Below are 16,369 nucleotides of genomic sequence, written 5' to 3'. Positions count from 1 at the left end.
TATCACCACCGACTATTTGCAACAGTGCCCGCACCCCTGCGGCGGCGTCGCTCGCGGTCTCTTCATCGGCATATTTCGGGATCAGATCCATATCCATAAACGGCGATTTACCCGGCTTATCAAAACGGGTATTCGGATACATCGGGTCATACCAGAACAGGACTTTACGCGCTTCTTTTTGCGCATCGGGGCCACTGTCGGTCGGGACGTTTGCTGATGACAAATAAGGATAGATACCGACGGCAATAACCCCACCGACAATCATGCTGGCAAGAATAAGCGCGGTATTTTTAATATTTAAAGACGCCATAGTGATTTCCATTGCGCGAGTGTCTCACCCGCGTTCAGAGAAAACGGGTGAGAATAAAAGAGACCTGCGACTGCGTTATTGACTGACGTGAATATCACGTAATACAGAGAGATTTCCCTGTTGAACAAAGGTAAAGGCGACCTTATCGCCGGGCTTAATATCATCAGCCTTCGTTTCCGGGACCAGCGTAAATCGCATGGTCATCGCAGGCCAGTTCACCGCCGGAATAGGTTCGTGCTTGATGGTGATTTTTTTGCTCGCCATATCAATAGATTCAATCACGCCCGTGGCGCTGATGACTTGCTCCTGCTGGGTAGCGGGCTGCATATTCATCATCTCGCCATGCTGATGCTCATTGGCCTGAGCGTTAAACATGACCACAGACAACACAGTAAACAAAGCGGCGTTAGCGGTACTTTTCATGTCATATACTCCTGATAATTTATAATTAAATATCATTCAACCCAGCCGCCGCCTAAGGCAGCAAACAGCTTAATTTCATTAACCTGCTGGGCGTAATTAAGATCGAGCAGTGATTGCCGGGTAGCGAATAAAGAACGCTCTGCGTCCAGTACTTCGATATAACTCACTGCACCATGTTGATAGAGCGCTCTGGCGCGTTGCAGCGTGATTTGCAAAGAGTCCAGATAGCGCTGTTGAGCAGTAATTTGATCTGCCAGGCTTTGGCGCAACACCAGCGCATCCGCCACTTCTTTAAACGCGTTCTGGATTTTTTGTTCGTAATTCACCACCGACTGCTGCTGACGAATTTCGGCCAAATCGAGGTTTGACTGATTACGTCCGGCGTTAAAAATCGGAATATCGATTTTGGGTACGAAATTCCACATGCCGCTGGCGGCATTAAATAAGCTGGAGAGGTCACTGCTGCTACCCGATAGCGAACTGGTGAGGGTAATGGACGGGAAAAAGGCCGCCCGCGCAGCACCGATGTTGGCATTTGCCGCCATTAATGCATGCTCGGCTTCTAAAATATCCGGTCGCTGAAGCAGTATTTGCGATGGCAGCGATGGCGGCAGCGTCACCGCGTTGATATCACCGTGGCTGCGTGCCCGGTCATCCGGTAATTTCCCGTAGGTGCCAAGCAACAGTTGCAGCGCATTATTCGCCTGCGCCAGTTCGCCTTTACGTTTGGCGATATCGGCGCGCGTGCTTTCAATTACGCCCCGCGCCTGTTCCAGCGCCAGCACGTTGGTGCTACCGGTTAACAGTTGTTTCTCAACAAAAGCGTATGAACGCTGATAGTTTTGCAGCGTCTCTTCGGCAATTTTCAGCTGCGCGTAAGCCAGTCGCTGGTTGAAATAACTTTGCGAGACATTGGAAATTAATAAGATATGCACCGCCCGACGCGCTTCTTCACTGGCAAAGAAATTCTGTCGTTCGGCTTCACTCATATTTTTCAGGCGACCGAAGAAATCCAAATCGAAACTGAGATTCAGTCCGGCCTCAAATTCTTTCTGCGTGCTAGTTTCGCCTTTAAATTTGCCGCTATAGGTACCGCTGGAGCCAGCATTAAGCTGCGGATAGCGGTCTGCGTCCGTCACCCCATATTGTGCTCGCGCTTCCTGAACCTTGAGGGTGGCCATGCGCAGATCACGGTTATTCAGCAATGCCTCGCCAATCAGCGCTTTCACCTGATCATCAACGAAAAAGGTGCGCCAGCCCGTATCCTGGTATCCCTGTGGTGCCGGTACCAGCGCATTCTGGCTCAACGAAAATTGCTGCGGTATCGGCATTGCCGGACGCTGATACTCCGGCGCCAGCGAACAACCGGCCAGAATAAAAACAACGCTGAGAGTAAGAAGCTTAAATTTGCACATAGTTCTTTTCGTCCAAACCGGACTGGAATGTGAATTTATTACCGTGCACCTTACCGAATCGACTCTGTTTAAGCGGTGACAGGAAAATGACAAAGCTGTCATTTTCCCAATAACTCATTGCTATCCGATCCCGCTTCTCTAGAATTGAAACCCGCACAGCCAGTGGGTGAAGGAGAATGTGATGAAGATTTTGGTCGTCGAAGATGAGAAAAAAACCGGCGAATACCTGACGAAGGGCCTGACGGAAGCCGGTTTTGTTGTCGATTTGGCGGATAACGGCCTGAACGGGTATCACCTGGCCATGACCGGCGATTATGACCTGATCATCCTCGACATCATGCTGCCTGACGTGAACGGTTGGGATATCGTGCGTATGTTGCGCAGCGCTAACAAAGGCATGCCGATTCTTCTCCTCACCGCGCTGGGCACGATTGAACACCGGGTCAAAGGCCTGGAACTGGGGGCGGATGATTATCTGGTGAAACCCTTCGCCTTTGCCGAACTGCTGGCTCGGGTCAGAACGCTGCTGCGCCGTGGCGCGGCAGTGATTGTCGAAAGTCAGTTTCAGGTTGCGGATTTAATGGTTGATCTGGTCAGCCGAAAAGTCACCCGCAGTGGCACCCGCATTCCCCTTACCAGCAAAGAATTTACGCTGCTCGAGTTTTTCCTGCGCCATCAAGGGGAAGTATTACCCCGCTCGCTGATTGCCTCACAGGTCTGGGACATGAATTTTGACAGCGACACCAATGCGATTGACGTCGCCGTAAAGCGCCTGCGTGCCAAAATTGATAATGACTTTGAACCGAAGCTGATTCAGACCGTACGCGGTGTGGGGTATATGCTTGAGGTACCGGATGGCTATTAAACGCCTGCAGCGCCCTTTTTCGCTGGCCACGCGACTGACCTTTTTTATCAGCCTGGCAACCATCGCTTCGTTTTTCGCCTTCGCCTGGATAATGATCCACTCGGTAAAAGTCCATTTTGCCGAGCAGGATATCAACGATTTAAGAGAGATCAGCACCACGCTGGAACGGATCCTTAATCAACCCAACGAACCGGAATCCCGGCGGCTGGAAATCTTAAAAAACGTGGTTTCCGGTTACTCTAACGTTATTATTTCACTTGAAGATGCTAACCAAAAAGCCATTTTCCATTCACCTGGTGCGCCGGATCTGCGTCAGTTTATTGCCCATGCGAAACCGGATAAAAACGCCGGTAATAATAATGTCTTTTTAATCTCCGGCCCCATGCTACGCACGCAAAATCACGATCACGGAGAAAACACGCCCTCCAACTGGCGCATGATTCGTTTGCCGGTAGGCCAGTTAGCGGACGGCAAACCGGCCTGGACGCTGTATATGGCGTTATCAATAGACTTTCATCTGCACTATATTAACGATCTGAAAAACAAGCTAATTATGACGGCGTCGCTGATCAGCATGATGATTATTTTCATCGTATTGTTCGCCGTCTATAAAGGTCATGAACCGATCCGTAACGTCAGTCGCCGTATCCAGAACATTACCTCCAAGAATCTCGATGTCCGCCTCGATCCCCAGGCCGTACCGATAGAGCTGGAGCAGCTGGTCGGGTCGTTTAACCATATGATCGAACGTATCGAGGATGTGTTTAAACGCCAGTCTAATTTCTCAGCGGATATTGCCCATGAGATCCGCACCCCCATCACCAATCTGGTCACCCAAACGGAAATCGCACTTAGCCAGCCCCGTAGCCAGAAAGAGCTGGAAGATGTGCTCTATTCCAATCTCGAAGAGTTTGGCCGAATGTCGAAGATGGTGAGCGACATGCTGTTCCTGGCACAGGCGGACAATAATCAATTGATCCCGGAAAAGACGGCACTCAACCTGGCGGATGAGGTCGGTAAGGTGTTTGACTTCTTCGAGGCGTGGGCAGAAGAGCGCGAGGTAAGTTTACGCTTTGAGGGCCGCGCATGCTGGGTGTCTGGCGATCCGTTAATGCTGCGCAGAGCCCTGAGCAATTTGCTGTCGAACGCCATGCGTTACACTCCCAAGGGCCAGTCGGTGACCGTACGGGTAAAAGAGGCGGACGAACAGGTGCACATCATTGTCGAGAATCCCGGCACGCCCATCGCCGCGGAGCATCTGCCGCGACTGTTCGACCGTTTCTATCGCGTAGACCCATCACGACAGCGTAAAGGTGAAGGGAGCGGTATTGGCCTGGCGATTGTGAAATCAATTGTCGCGGCCCATCAGGGAAAGGTGGCGGTCACCTCTGACACCCGCGCCACCCGCTTTATTCTGACACTGCCAAAACACGCAAATTAGCCCTGCAGGGTGGCACGAATGTGCCATCCGCTGACCTGCTGGCATTTTTATTGATTCTCTGACGTAACCGTCATAATTCTGTCACCTCGCTGAGCGCGCCTGCTTATTATCATTTCTTCCGTAAACCCATACTGGAGAAATATGATGAACAAGATGTCTTCTTTTTTTGCTATTGCATTTTTTATCTCAGCTGGCGTGAATGCCGCAGAAAGTGTTGATACCCATCAACAGGCGGCGATGGCCCATGACATGATGAATAATAGCGATGCCTCTGCCCATCAGAAAATGGTGCAGGCACATCAGATACAAGTACGTAATAGTCAGTCCACTAAGGCCGTTGCGCCGTCATTTTCACAAATGGATGAGCATGAAAAAGCAATGGTTGTACATGAGTCAATGAATAACGGTCATGCGTTTTCACATCAGCAACAGGCAGAAAAACATCGCCAACAGATCCCCGCACAGGGATAACTCATGTACTATTCTGGATGAATAACACCACTCTCCCATTACGGATGGAAATTCCATGAATAAGCTATTCAGCGCCTTTGATTTTCAGCAAACACGTCAGCGCCTGCTGGCCAACATAAAATCACATGGCCTTGTTTTATTTGGCGAGTTTGATCATGCCAAAGCTGCTGCCGAGGTGGAATTAATACTTCCACCCACTACGGTACTTATTTTTGGTAACCCCAAAGGGGGTACAGCGCTAATGTTGCAGCATCCAGAATTAGCGCTCGACTTACCCTTCAGAGTATTAATTAGCCAGCAACCGGACGGGCTGGTTTGGGTCGGTTTTCATCCGGTCGAAACGCTGGAGAAATACGGGCTGGATACGCATGCTATTCAGGCACTAAAAAAACTGGAAAATCTTGTAGAACAAAGCATTGCCAGCATTGACTGAGTCACACACGCAGGCTTATTGTTCAATAAGTCTGCATTTCTCATTACCTCCTTCATTCTTTCTCTCCACGATTAATGTCAATATTAATATTCCATTAAATTGCACATCAAAAATTAAACAACCTCCAGAATAATAAATGAATTGTATACAATACGTAAAATACCTACGTATTATGTTGTATACCCCCATAATTTAACGCCCTCAGAAAATATAAATTAGGAATCCCCCTGGTATGCACCGTTAATATTTAATGGGAAACTTTCTTCGTCATAAACATGACAGCAATAAAATCAATATTCCTATAAATAAATTTAATGATGATAGTGAGTAACAGAATGAATAAACGTCTGCTGGCCATCTTTGTTCTGGGTCTGACAACCGCGACAACTGCATGCGCCATTACCCCAGCGATGCAGAAAAAATATGAACGCTCAGGCTGTACACAAATGAGTGAACTCAACGGTTGCGATGTGAATAAATCCTATGAGTGGAACCGCGATCACGGGTTTATCGACAATGCGGAAAACCATCATCGGCGCCATCATCGTCATGATGAAGACCGCCAGAACAGCGGTAATCAGGATAATCATGACCAGGCCGGTATCGACGGTAAGTTCACCGGTAATTACGTGGCTAAATTTGAAAACGGTCAACGCAGCGTTGATATTCACGTAGAAGATTCCGGCGTTTACATAAACGGCAATGAAGTACGCGATGTGAATACCTATAAAGATACGATGACCTTCCGCGTGGGGTATGCCACTTACACCCTGAAAGCGAACGGCCGCGGTAGCTGGAACGATAGCGACGCCGGTAACGCTGGCAAGATTGTGCGTGAATAACGGATGACACCACAATGAAAAAACTGATATCTGCACTGGTAATCATGGCCAGCCTGGCAGGCTGTGCTGAGCATCCGTACCTGTCTGCCGCAGCCGCAGGTGTAGGCGCTGCAGCGGTAGCCACGGCGATTGCTAACCACAAGAATCGTGAATCCAAACGCGATAAAGAGCATAAACGCCAGGAGCAGGAAGACAGAGAAAACCAGCACGCCTGGCGACATCACCACCGGCATGACGACGACAACGACCAGTACTATCGCCGCTGAGTAGCCCCGAAGAGCGCTGAGATCACAGCGCTCTTACCTTCTGTGCGTTACAGTATGATGCTTTAACGCCGGAGTCTGGTATGGCTTTAACCCTTACGGTATTGCTTGAAAACACGCGCGCTGCCGGTGCTGACAAATCATTGCAGGCAGCCCCTGGGTTAAGCCTGCTCGTCCAGGATGAAACAACCTCTGTTTTGTTTGATACCGGGCCGGATGACAGCTTTAAGCTGAATGCCGCGAGAATGGGCGTTGACCTGTCTCAACTTACCGCCGTGGTACTCTCGCACGGGCATTACGATCACTGTGGCGGCGTGCCGTGGCTGGCGGATAATACGCACGTCATCTGCCATCCGCACATTGCCTGCGAGCGTTATTCTGCAATCACCTTTGCCGGATATAGCCAAAAAATCAAAAAATTATCACGCGAGAATGATTACTCTCGCCTGCATATGACCTATACCCGCGAGCCATTCCCGATTAGTGAGCGCTTTCTGTGGTCCGGAGAAATAAACGTGTCGACGCCACAGGCTTACGGCGTTATTCAGGAGCAAACACCCCAACCGGATTACATCACCGACGAAGGCGTATTGATTTATCAGTCTGAGCGTGGACTGATCATTATTACCGGCTGCGGGCATCGAGGAATAGAGAACATCGTCCGCCATTGTCAAAACATTACGGGCACCACCAGGATCTACGCCCTGATCGGCGGCTTTCATTTACGCGCGGCGTCGCCGCAAAAATTGTGGAAAACGCGTCGGTTTCTCCGTCAACAAAAGCCCGAAAAGTTGCTCGGCTGTCATTGCACCGGTTCGTGGGGACGTTTTTGGCTGCCCGGAACAGACGCGCCAGCAACGGGAGATGTGATTGTTCTGGCTGAGTAAAAACGGCATACCCAATAAGGAAAACGGAAGCCTCGCGGCTCCCGTTTTATCTTCGTAACAGGAGTGAGTTAACTATCACTACATCGTAACGATAGCGGGCTCATCAAATACGGTCAGTTTTGGCGCTTCGCCGGTGTATTTTTCTGCATACACCAGACTGGTATTGCCTGCACAGCCATTCGCCAGTCTTGAGGTTGGAATATCTGCCGTCAATACGTTGGCGCCACCGTTTTTACAGATACCGTTTTCAATATCTGGCCAGGCCCCTTCATGAATACAGATGATCCCTGGTTTGATTCCATCGCTGACGTGCGCCCCAACCAGCACCTGTCCACGACCATTCCAGACGCGTACCAAATCCCCTTCGACGATACCTCTGGCTTTTGCATCGTCCGGGTGAATAGTCACCGGTTCGCGATTAGCAATCGCGTACTCTTTACGCAGCGCAGCGTAGTTCAGCTGGCTATGCAGACGATGCGCCGGATGCGCCGTCAGTAACTGCAGCTGATCCTTATCCGCAGAACCTTTCCACTCATCCGGTTCAATCCATGACGCATGCGGCGGACAGTCTTTGTATTTATAGCCCTCAATCGTTTTCGAGTAGATTTCAATCTTACCGCTCGGCGTACCGAGCGCGTTCATCACCGGATCGCTGCGGAAATCGGCGTAGCGCACATATTTGTTGTTCTTCTCATTTTCCCGCATTTCTATCAGTTTATTCTGCTGCCAGAATGCGTTGAACTGCGGCATAGCCACACGCTGGGCGCGGGCGGCTTTTTGCGCAACGTCGTAGAATTGCTTCAGCCACGCCATTTCGTCTTTGCCTTCGCTATAGACTGCTTTTCCGCCAGGCTTGAGCATTTCGGCCAGATCAGCAAATACGTCAAAGTCATTCCGCGCTTCAAATTGCGGCTCAATGACCTGCTTCATCGGCACCAGGTGCTGATTACTGTAATCACCGGTCATGGTCAGATCGTTACGCTCAAACGAGGTGGTGATCGGCAGGACAATATCGGCATGTTTGGCTGCGGCCGTCCAGTAACACTCCGAGATAACAACCAGTTCGGGCTTCTGCCAGGCTTTAATTAAGCGGTTGGTATCCTGATGATGGGTAAAGTTAGCGCCACCCGCCCACCAAATCATTTTGATCTCCGGGAAGGTCTGCTCTTTACCATTATGCTGATATTTTCCGCCCGGATTCTCCAGCGCTTCGACGATGCGCGCTACAGGCAGGTTCGTCACGGCATCAGAAACCGCCCAGTCATTTCCTGCTGACGAGCCGCCCTCAATTTTGGCCGAAATCGCCGGTAATACCCCGCCGGTACGCGTCGGGTTTCCACCGTTGGAGTAGTGATAAGAGAAACCAAAACCACCGCCTTCGGTACCAATTTGCCCGAGCATTGCCGCCAGCGTCACCAGCATCCAGTGTTTTTGCTCACCGTATTGCTGACGTTGGATCCCCCACCCAGCCATCAGCATGGTTTTGTTACTGGAGAAAATGTCTGCCAGTTTCTCCAGCTGTTCCGCAGGTACGCCACACACACCTGATGCCCATGCAGCGGTTTTCTCAATACTGTCGCTCTTGCCCAGCAGGTACTCTTCAAACTGCGGATATCCGGTGGTGTATTTTTCCAGGAACGCTTTGTCGTGGAGATTTTTCTTCACCAGAGTATGGGCAATGCCGAGCATCATCGCAACGTCAGTGCCCATGTTAGGCGCGATCCAGGTGGCATTATCCCCAAAGAATTCAATCGTTTCAGAACGCATCGGATCGATTGCGATGACGCTTTTCCCTGATTTCTTCAGCAGATTAAAATATTCGATACCTTGTTCGTCCGTACTGCTCCAGGCAATTTTTAATGTATTCAGCGGGTTCATACCCCACAGCACTACGACCTGGCTGTGTTCCAGCACCATAGGCCAGGTGGTTTGCTGTTCGTAGACTTCAACCGATCCTACAACGTAGGGCATGATGACCTGCGCGGCCCCGGTGGAATAATCCCCGGTATGCCCGGCATATCCACCCGCCATGCTCATATAACGTTGCAGCAACGTTTGTGCTTTATGCAAAACCCCGCTGGAGCGCCAACCGTAAGAGCCAGCAAACACCGCGGCTGGACCGTAACTACTGCGGATCCGGCTATGCTGTTCATGAATCAGTTTTAGCGCCTGCTCCCAACTTACCCGCACAAAAGGATCGCTGCCGCGTTTGCCGTCCGCTTTACCCGGATTTTCCAGATAGCTTTTGCGCACCATCGGATATTTTACGCGGATATTGGTGTGCACCTGGTCCGGCGCAGTTTGTTGTAATGAATTCGGTACTGTTTTCGGTAATGCACCTTTTGAAGAAACAACCTTGCCGTCTTTTACTTCCACATACACAGCTCCCCAACGTGCAGCCGTCAGGATTGCCCCGCCATTTTGGCCTTCCGCCCAGGCTGGCATCGGGATCACCGAAGAAATCGCCATAGTCCCGGTTGCCGCGCCAGCCGTCTTGATAAAGTCACGTCTTGTGAGTTTCATGATTTCTCCTGGTGTTATCGCTTATTTGTTCATGTCTTTCGCGTTGTACTGGAAGTAACGGCTCAGGATATCCAGTTCGTTTTCACTGATATTGGTGCGCGCGCCCATCCCCTTTGCCACTGAAGGCCAGGCGTTGAGCGTAAAGTGATTAGCAGGAATCGGTGCATGGCAACCTGCGCAATACACATTGTCGAGCTTGCGGGCGTAATCCCACATCGGTTCACGACTGGCGAGCGCGGAGCCACTCCATTCTCCTTGCAGAGCCACGTCCCGCCACGTATTGCCGTAGTCATCCTTTTTCCAGTCGGAGAGAACCTTGAGCGATTGCTGTCCTTTTTCACTGAGGCTTGCAAGGATCAAACGCTGCCCAGCCGCGTAGTAAATAACCTGTTCACTTCCCTGCATCTGGCTGCCGCGGATCTCCACCAGCCGTGAATTTTCCATTGATTTCAGTACCTGCATTTGGGTCGCCGGATAAACCGTTCCCAGATCACCGAGCGGGGTATTACTGACGGCATAAAGTTTTTCTGCCGTTGCAGGCGTGGAGGCAGACTGTGCCTTGAGCCCTTTTAGGGCACTGTCATCCATTTTTATTTCAGGAGGGAAATGAGCGACGCCTTTGTGGCAATCAATACAGGTTTGTTTTTCCGCAATCCCCATTTTGTGCATTTTCTGCGCATCGGCGCTTTGTGCAGCAAGATCCATCGCATCCATACTGTGGCAACTGCGACAAGTCGCCGAGTCGCTGGCTTTCAGTTGCGCCCACACGGTTTGCGCCATTTCCAGGCGATGTTCTTCAAACTTTTCTGGGGTATCAATTTTCTTAGTAACGAACTGATGATAAACATCTTTTGTTGCCCGGAGTTTGGCAACCAGGAAATCAAGTCCACCTTGTGGAATATGACAATCCGCACATTCAGCGCGAATACCTTTCTTATTTTGAAAATGGACCGAACCGGTATATTCCTCATAAGGCGCTTGCATCGTATGGCATGACAGACAAAATTCAGTACTCGACGTTTTATGTAATGTCCATTGCCCAGCCAAAACGATCACAGCCCCCAGAACAATGCACAGCAGCATTGTCCATAGAATAGTTTTATTTATTTTTCTCATTTTTCATTCCCACAGGCAACCTACCCTTTAATAGGTAGACAGTAATTACACTGGCTGGGTTACTTATTGATATTCATCAAGGCCAGAAGGAAATGAGAATCAGCAGATAGGCAAGTTTGAAGGCGATCGCATATTTATTACAACAGAGATTTTTCTTTAAAATTCAATATAAAAACAGAACAATAAACCTGGTGATAAGTTTAATAACCCATTATTAAATAAAATATCAGTGTAAAAAGTGGAAGACCCAGTCCAGGGGCATCTATCCCCCCCAAAAAACACTACGTTATATAAATAAATACATAATGGAAAGGAAAAAAATGAATCTCTTTCACCAGGTATGAGATCGAGAGATAAGCACCTATTCTTGATCTGGCTGCTTATTATACAGGTTATCAATTCGCTACACTCAGGATGGCGGTATAACAAACAAGAGGTGGTGAATATGTATCGTTCTATTCTGGTGCCGATTGATATCTCTGAAACCGATGTAACGCGTCAGGTGATCCCACAGGTCGAGGCGCACGCAAAAACCGCAAAGGTCCATTTTTTAGCCGTTATCCCTACTGTCCCATTCTACGCATCACTGGGATTGGCCTACTCCAATGAATTCCCGGACAGAAGTGGCATTCAAGCTAAGGCCACCGAAAAGCTGCAAGAGATTGTTAAACAATTCAACATTCCTGCCGGCAGGACGGAACTGCACGTCGTTTACGGCCCGCCTAAAGATCAGATCTTAAAGTTAGCGGAAGCGGTAGATGCAGAACTCGTCATCATCGGTTCGCATAAGCCGGGTTTTAGCACTTATCTGCTGGGTTCAACGGCCTCCGCCGTGGTGCGCCACGCAAAATGCCCGGTGCTTGTAGTGCGGTGACATGCCGACAAAAGACCATACATACGGGAGCGAATCAGCTCCCGTTCTTATTCGTTTCGGATTTCCTGAGTCTCGCAGAAAAAGTCAAATACGGAGCGAATGGCGGTTTGTTGCAATGGCGAATACGACAGGGATGATTAGAGAGGAATGCTGTAAAATGGTACGCCCTGTAGGATTCGAACCTACGACCTACGGCTTAGAAGGCCGTTGCTCTATCCAACTGAGCTAAGGGCGCATTGCGAAGTGAAAACTTCATGCGGATGAAACGCGTGAATTATACGGTCAGCGCCTGCTGAGTCAATGCCTTTTGTTCTGGTTGCTTGCGAAGTGTACGAATGGTGGTTTTTTCTGCTCGTCCACGGGTATCCAGGAAATCACCTGGTAACAACTGAGGCGCCGTAAAGCCCGGTTTAAGGTTAAATGTATTTAGAAAATTAATGATTTTGCTTAACATTCTCCTACACCCTTCCCTGCGGTTTAGGATCCCTTCAATGTTAAGTATCGCCATCAAAGACGAAAATAGTCACTTCGAACATGGTCTGAAAATCATCATTACTCGTCTGACGAATCAGTGGCGTCAGGAGATTTGCTTCTTGCCTGTCGACGATATCGATCGTGCAGACATCGCCTTTTTATCGCTGGATGAAGAGTGGCTCAGCGCGGGCTGTTACGAAATTCCCCGCCACACCCGTCACCAGCATCGGGTCATTATTTGCAGCAAATGCGATAAAGATAAGCTGATGTTCAGGCCCTGCCTGTACATGCTACCGCTGATTTATCGCGAAGATGATGTCGAAGAGATCGGCAAAAAAATGGTACTCATTTTGCAAAAACGCGCACTCCGTTCCAGCGTCCCTGCCACCATCTGTCACTACTGCACCACCCGCAACTTTTCCATTGCAGAGCGTCAGTTTTTAATGTTCCTCGCCAGCGGATATACCTCCGCCGAAACCGCACAGCTTCTTGCACTCAGTGAGGTAGAAGCGAAGGTAACGCGTCGGAGTATTATGAGAAAACTGCAGGTGAAAAATGAACAACAATTCTTAAGATACATCAGGGTTAACCTGAGTTTTCTACAAAATTGAACCGTTTCTTATGCGCTGGAAACTTTATGAGAAATGTCTCATGTGCAATTAAGTATATGCGCCTACTGCCCCCATTTCTATGCTGCCACAATAATGCCTATGTGTTATTTCCGGGGTAAAAATAAAACACTCTCGGTAATATTTGCTCCGCGTGGGAGAATATCATGATGCCGAGCCTGTTATTGTGCAACGATAAATATGAGTACGCACATCCTTCAATAAAAAATGATGCTAACGTTCTACTTTCAACACTGAAATTAGAACCCATTGTCGAGTTATCGACTTCGCACCGATACGGCTTTGAAGTCCTGACCCACCTCCCGCGAAAAATGAATAGCGAGAACTATTTTCGCCAGCTTTCTTTCGCACAACAACAAAGCCTGTTTTATCGCCAAATAGCCAACATCGTACATTATCAGCCCGGCTACGTTTATTCACTGAACCTGCCGATGAAGGCCTTTCTGAACTGGGCGTCATTTCATTGGCGTGATGTTACGTATCCACCTAACCTTGTCATCGAAATACAGGACCCTGCTACATTCCTTTTGCTCAATGTTGCTCAACGCCATGTGGCGTATAACGCTATGCAGCATGTTGAAGCGTCAGGCACCCCTATCTGGATGGATGACGTCAATGAAGAATTACTCATCGCATTCATTGAGGCTAATTGGCACCTGTCAGGCATTAAACTGGATAAAAATACCTTTTGGACACTGAGTAAAAAAACCAGCAGGCTCCAGCAGATCATTAAGAAAGGACAAGCAATCGCAAATCAGGTGATTGTCGAAGGGATTGAAACCCAAACGCACAAGGAAATTGCCCAGCGAGCCGGCGTAAAATTGGGGCAGGGGTATTTATGGCCCGCCATTTATCCAGGGCAGGAGAAATAAAACGGAAAGGAAAACAGGAAGGATGCGCAGCGTACTACGTCGGGAACGACATCGCCGTTTACAAAACACTCACTGTACCCATCAATATCATCACTGTGCGCCGCAGGTATTTGACCGGCTTGAGTATCTGGCACAAAAAATCAATTATACATTACCGGGAGACACTGTATCCCAGGCAATTATCACCACTGATTACTATCTCGCATTTACACTGAACCGCTATTTATTTTCAGGTACCCGTACGGCTGTTTTCCAGAATTTTGAGTCGGCGCTCGACAGTCTGCAATCCCCTGAATCCAGTCAGTTAGTGATTGATATGGAAGGATTGCCATTCTCGTATTTCGAGACGCTCCAACAGTTACGTCTGCTGGTTAAACAGCGTAATGACATACAGATTTTTTTATTACTCAACGATAATGACGAAAGTCTGGGTAAATTTATTGCCATGACCGGTCCTTTTTATGTTCTCCCCCGCCGTCAGCGCCTTGCAGACATACGTCACGCTTTATTATCGCCAAATCTAAATAATATTCATTCTTCGCGTTTAAACCTGGCTGACTGGGAGATGGTTTCATTACTATTGCAAGGTGAATCCTTAAAAAAGATTGCCTGCATACAAAACCGGCCTTACCACCGGGTTATCTATCGTCTGAATCAACTGATTACGTATCTCGGATTGCCACACCGCCAACGTTTTTTGCATCTGATACACCGTCTTAACGCTACCTCTCATCATTTAATTTAACACCATAAACCTTTGTGAAATAAGATTTTTTAGGAAATTACTTATTTATTACTGAGACGCCCCATGTAATTTTTACATAAATTTAATATTTACAACTAATCCTGGTATTATGCCTGCGGCGTGCAAAGCACTTAACCCTACGAACTCTGTGCATTACGTCGTAATGGCCATCTAAGACCTCCTTAACAAAACCTAAATAATCAGCCTGTTGTGTTGTTTTTAGTATTTTAAAAAAACTTTCAATCTGCCATAATTAAAACAGAAGGAAAATAATACTAACAATCGTAAGCATATTGGGTTCTTTCAGGATATCGTAACAGCCATTAAGAAGTTACTTACCGCAAGACTTTTCCGAATGAGTAGAGTAGGTATAATCCCTACTGTTTAATGATTAATTGTAAATTTTTTCTGGTGTGAAATGGATATTCCACACACTCATTGTTCTTACCAAGAACGGCTGAATAAACAAGGATGAAGTCTTATTTATTCGGTTCTTCTCGCAGAACAACCCTTGGCTATTTGACAATATTAATAACGCCTGATGTTTTATCAAAATCGCAAGATACACGAACAGTTTGAGGCATACAACAATGAAACCAGCATCCGTTATCATTATGGACGAACACCCTATTGTCAGAATGTCGATAGAAGTGCTGCTCGAAAAAAATAGTAATATCGAAGTGGTACTGAAAACTGACGACAGTCGTACAGCAATTGATCACCTGCGCACCTATCCTGTCGATCTCGTCATTCTGGACATTGAACTGCCTGGTGCCGATGGATTTACCCTACTCAAGAGAATTAAATCACTGCAGGAAAAGACGCGGGTTCTGTTTCTGTCCTCAAAATCTGAATCTTTTTACGCCGGACGCGCTATCCGGGCAGGTGCAAATGGTTTTGTCAGTAAACGCAAGGACCTGAATGATATCTACAATGCGGTGAAAATGATCTTATCCGGTTATTCTTTTTTCCCGTCAGATACGCTTAACTTTATTAATAACATTAATATACGTAAAGGAGAGCTGAATGACATGCCGCTTTCCAATCGCGAGGTCACGGTGCTACGTTATCTGGCAAATGGGTTATCCAATAAAGAAATTGCAGAGCAGCTATTACTCAGCAATAAAACGATCAGTGCGCACAAAGCCAATATCTACTCCAAACTTGGTTTGCATACCATTGTCGAGCTGATCGATTATGCGAAAATGCATGAATTAATGTAACACCACTCCCGACGAGATGACGTTCGGGAGTGAGTGGTCAGTTATAGTTGATCATAAACGTCGCATCAGCCCTGGCAAGTCCGGGCTGGACCCCATCCGCTAAGGCAATATAGTTGGCGAAAAAGGTCAGTGTGGCATTGCCATTTTCGTCAATACTCACCGTCTGGCTCGTCTGTTCGAGCGGCAACCGTGTACGATCGCTGTCATGCAGTTCAATCGCCACCTTTTGCGCCATCGCCGTATTATCCAGCGCCAGTAGCGTGGTACCCGCTGCCGGCGTACCGGAAAAGGTGATTGACGCCGACCCAGGCGGGCAGCCTTCCAGCTTTAGCGAAAAAGGAACCGGTTGGGTGGTATCACCACTGGTTTTTAACTGCTTTGTCGGCCAGGTACCGAGGTCCACGTATTTATTGCTGTCGCTGGCAATCACGGCACAGGTAAAGTCCACTACATTACCGCGCAACTCAATATTGATCTCACCCAACGACGTATCCGCCCGACTTAGCGAGGTAAACGACAGCAAGGCAGCAACCACCAACAGTATGCGGATGACCATTGCGCGC

At 48.3% G+C, this 16,369-nt stretch carries 19 protein-coding genes and 1 tRNA gene; 12 read left to right on the top strand and 8 right to left on the bottom strand.

The window, feature by feature from the left end; genetic code table 11:
• The 3 genes from FDW88_RS13955 to FDW88_RS13945 all read right to left on the bottom strand — a co-directional run.
• A partial coding sequence (locus tag FDW88_RS13955) for a heavy metal-binding domain-containing protein (protein ID WP_305764103.1) occupies positions 1–310 on the bottom strand: 310 nt, incomplete at its 3' end.
• Between the two features lie 75 nt (positions 311–385).
• The gene (gene cusF / locus FDW88_RS13950; protein ID WP_137362776.1) at positions 386–733 is read right to left on the bottom strand and encodes a cation efflux system protein CusF; all 348 of its coding nucleotides are present in this window, start codon (positions 731–733) and stop codon (positions 386–388) included.
• A gap of 32 nt (positions 734–765) precedes the next feature.
• On the bottom strand, positions 766–2,148 hold the full coding sequence (locus FDW88_RS13945) for an efflux transporter outer membrane subunit (RefSeq protein ID WP_137362775.1): 1,383 nt from the start codon (positions 2,146–2,148) through the stop codon (positions 766–768).
• A 181-nt stretch (positions 2,149–2,329) separates the two neighbouring features.
• Between FDW88_RS13945 and cusR the strand changes: the two genes are divergently transcribed.
• The 7 genes from cusR to FDW88_RS13910 all read left to right on the top strand — a co-directional run bounded on the left by cusR (position 2,330) and on the right by FDW88_RS13910 (position 7,350).
• Positions 2,330–3,013: a copper response regulator transcription factor CusR gene (gene cusR, locus FDW88_RS13940; RefSeq protein WP_137362774.1), complete on the top strand. Its 684-nt coding sequence runs from the start codon at positions 2,330–2,332 to the stop codon at positions 3,011–3,013.
• Entirely contained in the window at positions 3,003–4,454 is a 1,452-nt protein-coding gene (locus FDW88_RS13935; protein ID WP_137362773.1) for a Cu(+)/Ag(+) sensor histidine kinase, read from the top strand. Before cusR ends, FDW88_RS13935 begins: the two co-directional genes overlap by 11 nt.
• A gap of 144 nt (positions 4,455–4,598) precedes the next feature.
• Complete coding sequence (locus tag FDW88_RS13930) at positions 4,599–4,925, top strand: copper-binding protein (protein ID WP_137362784.1); 327 nt, start codon at positions 4,599–4,601, stop codon at positions 4,923–4,925.
• A 55-nt stretch (positions 4,926–4,980) separates the two neighbouring features.
• Entirely contained in the window at positions 4,981–5,358 is a 378-nt protein-coding gene (locus FDW88_RS13925; RefSeq protein ID WP_117342171.1) for a DUF302 domain-containing protein, read from the top strand.
• Between the two features lie 335 nt (positions 5,359–5,693).
• Complete coding sequence (locus tag FDW88_RS13920; RefSeq protein ID WP_137362772.1) at positions 5,694–6,200, top strand: hypothetical protein; 507 nt, start codon at positions 5,694–5,696, stop codon at positions 6,198–6,200.
• A 14-nt stretch (positions 6,201–6,214) separates the two neighbouring features.
• Positions 6,215–6,466, top strand: a complete 252-nt coding sequence (locus FDW88_RS13915) for a membrane lipoprotein lipid attachment site-containing protein (protein ID WP_096757980.1) — start codon at positions 6,215–6,217, stop codon at positions 6,464–6,466.
• 80 nt (positions 6,467–6,546) lie between these two features.
• Positions 6,547–7,350 (top strand): MBL fold metallo-hydrolase, encoded by an 804-nt coding sequence (locus FDW88_RS13910; protein ID WP_137362771.1) that lies wholly within the window; start codon positions 6,547–6,549, stop codon positions 7,348–7,350.
• A 78-nt stretch (positions 7,351–7,428) separates the two neighbouring features.
• Here the strand turns inward: FDW88_RS13910 and FDW88_RS13905 are convergent, their stop codons facing one another.
• The gene (locus FDW88_RS13905; RefSeq protein WP_096757982.1) at positions 7,429–9,873 is read right to left on the bottom strand and encodes a trimethylamine-N-oxide reductase 2; all 2,445 of its coding nucleotides are present in this window, start codon (positions 9,871–9,873) and stop codon (positions 7,429–7,431) included.
• A 21-nt stretch (positions 9,874–9,894) separates the two neighbouring features.
• Complete coding sequence (locus FDW88_RS13900) at positions 9,895–10,989, bottom strand: NapC/NirT family cytochrome c (protein WP_137362770.1); 1,095 nt, start codon at positions 10,987–10,989, stop codon at positions 9,895–9,897.
• Between the two features lie 445 nt (positions 10,990–11,434).
• On the opposite strand from FDW88_RS13900, the gene uspF reads away from it, so the two are divergent.
• Positions 11,435–11,863 (top strand): universal stress protein UspF, encoded by a 429-nt coding sequence (gene uspF / locus FDW88_RS13895; protein WP_096757984.1) that lies wholly within the window; start codon positions 11,435–11,437, stop codon positions 11,861–11,863.
• A 158-nt stretch (positions 11,864–12,021) separates the two neighbouring features.
• Here the strand turns inward: uspF and FDW88_RS13890 are convergent.
• Positions 12,022–12,098, bottom strand: a tRNA-Arg gene (locus tag FDW88_RS13890).
• Positions 12,099–12,137: 39 nt separating this feature from the next.
• Positions 12,138–12,317, bottom strand: coding sequence for a hypothetical protein (locus tag FDW88_RS13885; RefSeq protein WP_115259164.1), 180 nt, complete (start codon positions 12,315–12,317; stop codon positions 12,138–12,140).
• 37 nt (positions 12,318–12,354) lie between these two features.
• Here FDW88_RS13885 and fimW point away from each other — a divergent pair, with 37 nt between their 5' ends.
• The 4 genes from fimW to fimZ all read left to right on the top strand — a co-directional run bounded on the left by fimW (position 12,355) and on the right by fimZ (position 15,806).
• Positions 12,355–12,948, top strand: a complete 594-nt coding sequence (gene fimW, locus FDW88_RS13880) for a fimbria biosynthesis transcriptional regulator FimW (protein WP_115259165.1) — start codon at positions 12,355–12,357, stop codon at positions 12,946–12,948.
• A gap of 164 nt (positions 12,949–13,112) precedes the next feature.
• Positions 13,113–13,838, top strand: coding sequence for an EAL domain-containing protein (locus tag FDW88_RS13875; RefSeq protein WP_137362769.1), 726 nt, complete (start codon positions 13,113–13,115; stop codon positions 13,836–13,838).
• 22 nt (positions 13,839–13,860) lie between these two features.
• Positions 13,861–14,583 carry a fimbriae Y protein gene (locus FDW88_RS13870; RefSeq protein ID WP_117342166.1) on the top strand — a complete coding sequence of 241 codons (723 nt, stop codon included), beginning with the start codon at positions 13,861–13,863 and terminating at the stop codon, positions 14,581–14,583.
• A gap of 590 nt (positions 14,584–15,173) precedes the next feature.
• Positions 15,174–15,806: a fimbria biosynthesis transcriptional regulator FimZ gene (fimZ, locus tag FDW88_RS13865; RefSeq protein WP_117342165.1), complete on the top strand. Its 633-nt coding sequence runs from the start codon at positions 15,174–15,176 to the stop codon at positions 15,804–15,806.
• Positions 15,807–15,843: 37 nt separating this feature from the next.
• On the opposite strand, the gene sfmF is transcribed toward fimZ, so the two are convergent.
• Positions 15,844–16,362: a fimbria assembly protein gene (sfmF, locus tag FDW88_RS13860; RefSeq protein WP_137362768.1), complete on the bottom strand. Its 519-nt coding sequence runs from the start codon at positions 16,360–16,362 to the stop codon at positions 15,844–15,846.
• Positions 16,363–16,369 lie beyond the last annotated feature (7 nt).

Source organism: Citrobacter sp. wls829, assembly GCF_005280825.1.
GTDB classification, from domain to species: Bacteria; Pseudomonadota; Gammaproteobacteria; order Enterobacterales; family Enterobacteriaceae; genus Citrobacter; species Citrobacter gillenii.
The sequence above is the reverse complement of the archived record's forward strand: the minus strand, read 5'-3'. Positions and strand labels throughout refer to the sequence as shown.

Excerpts from the sequence above, each read along its gene's own strand:
- FDW88_RS13945 (WP_137362775.1), bottom strand. The coding sequence starts at position 2,148 with ATGTGCAAATTTAAGCTTCTTACTCTCAGCGTTGTTTTTATTCTGGCC.
- FDW88_RS13930 (WP_137362784.1), top strand. The coding sequence starts at position 4,599 with ATGAACAAGATGTCTTCTTTTTTTGCTATTGCATTTTTTATCTCAGCT.
- FDW88_RS13920 (WP_137362772.1), top strand. The coding sequence starts at position 5,694 with ATGAATAAACGTCTGCTGGCCATCTTTGTTCTGGGTCTGACAACCGCG.
- fimZ (WP_117342165.1), top strand. The coding sequence starts at position 15,174 with ATGAAACCAGCATCCGTTATCATTATGGACGAACACCCTATTGTCAGA.
- cusF (WP_137362776.1), bottom strand. The coding sequence starts at position 733 with ATGAAAAGTACCGCTAACGCCGCTTTGTTTACTGTGTTGTCTGTGGTC.
- uspF (WP_096757984.1), top strand. The coding sequence starts at position 11,435 with ATGTATCGTTCTATTCTGGTGCCGATTGATATCTCTGAAACCGATGTA.
- FDW88_RS13935 (WP_137362773.1), top strand. The coding sequence starts at position 3,003 with ATGGCTATTAAACGCCTGCAGCGCCCTTTTTCGCTGGCCACGCGACTG.
- FDW88_RS13925 (WP_117342171.1), top strand. The coding sequence starts at position 4,981 with ATGAATAAGCTATTCAGCGCCTTTGATTTTCAGCAAACACGTCAGCGC.
- FDW88_RS13885 (WP_115259164.1), bottom strand. The coding sequence starts at position 12,317 with ATGTTAAGCAAAATCATTAATTTTCTAAATACATTTAACCTTAAACCG.
- sfmF (WP_137362768.1), bottom strand. The coding sequence starts at position 16,362 with ATGGTCATCCGCATACTGTTGGTGGTTGCTGCCTTGCTGTCGTTTACC.
- FDW88_RS13870 (WP_117342166.1), top strand. The coding sequence starts at position 13,861 with ATGCGCAGCGTACTACGTCGGGAACGACATCGCCGTTTACAAAACACT.
- FDW88_RS13915 (WP_096757980.1), top strand. The coding sequence starts at position 6,215 with ATGAAAAAACTGATATCTGCACTGGTAATCATGGCCAGCCTGGCAGGC.
- fimW (WP_115259165.1), top strand. The coding sequence starts at position 12,355 with ATGTTAAGTATCGCCATCAAAGACGAAAATAGTCACTTCGAACATGGT.
- FDW88_RS13905 (WP_096757982.1), bottom strand. The coding sequence starts at position 9,873 with ATGAAACTCACAAGACGTGACTTTATCAAGACGGCTGGCGCGGCAACC.
- FDW88_RS13900 (WP_137362770.1), bottom strand. The coding sequence starts at position 10,989 with ATGAGAAAAATAAATAAAACTATTCTATGGACAATGCTGCTGTGCATT.
- FDW88_RS13910 (WP_137362771.1), top strand. The coding sequence starts at position 6,547 with ATGGCTTTAACCCTTACGGTATTGCTTGAAAACACGCGCGCTGCCGGT.
- cusR (WP_137362774.1), top strand. The coding sequence starts at position 2,330 with ATGAAGATTTTGGTCGTCGAAGATGAGAAAAAAACCGGCGAATACCTG.
- FDW88_RS13875 (WP_137362769.1), top strand. The coding sequence starts at position 13,113 with ATGATGCCGAGCCTGTTATTGTGCAACGATAAATATGAGTACGCACAT.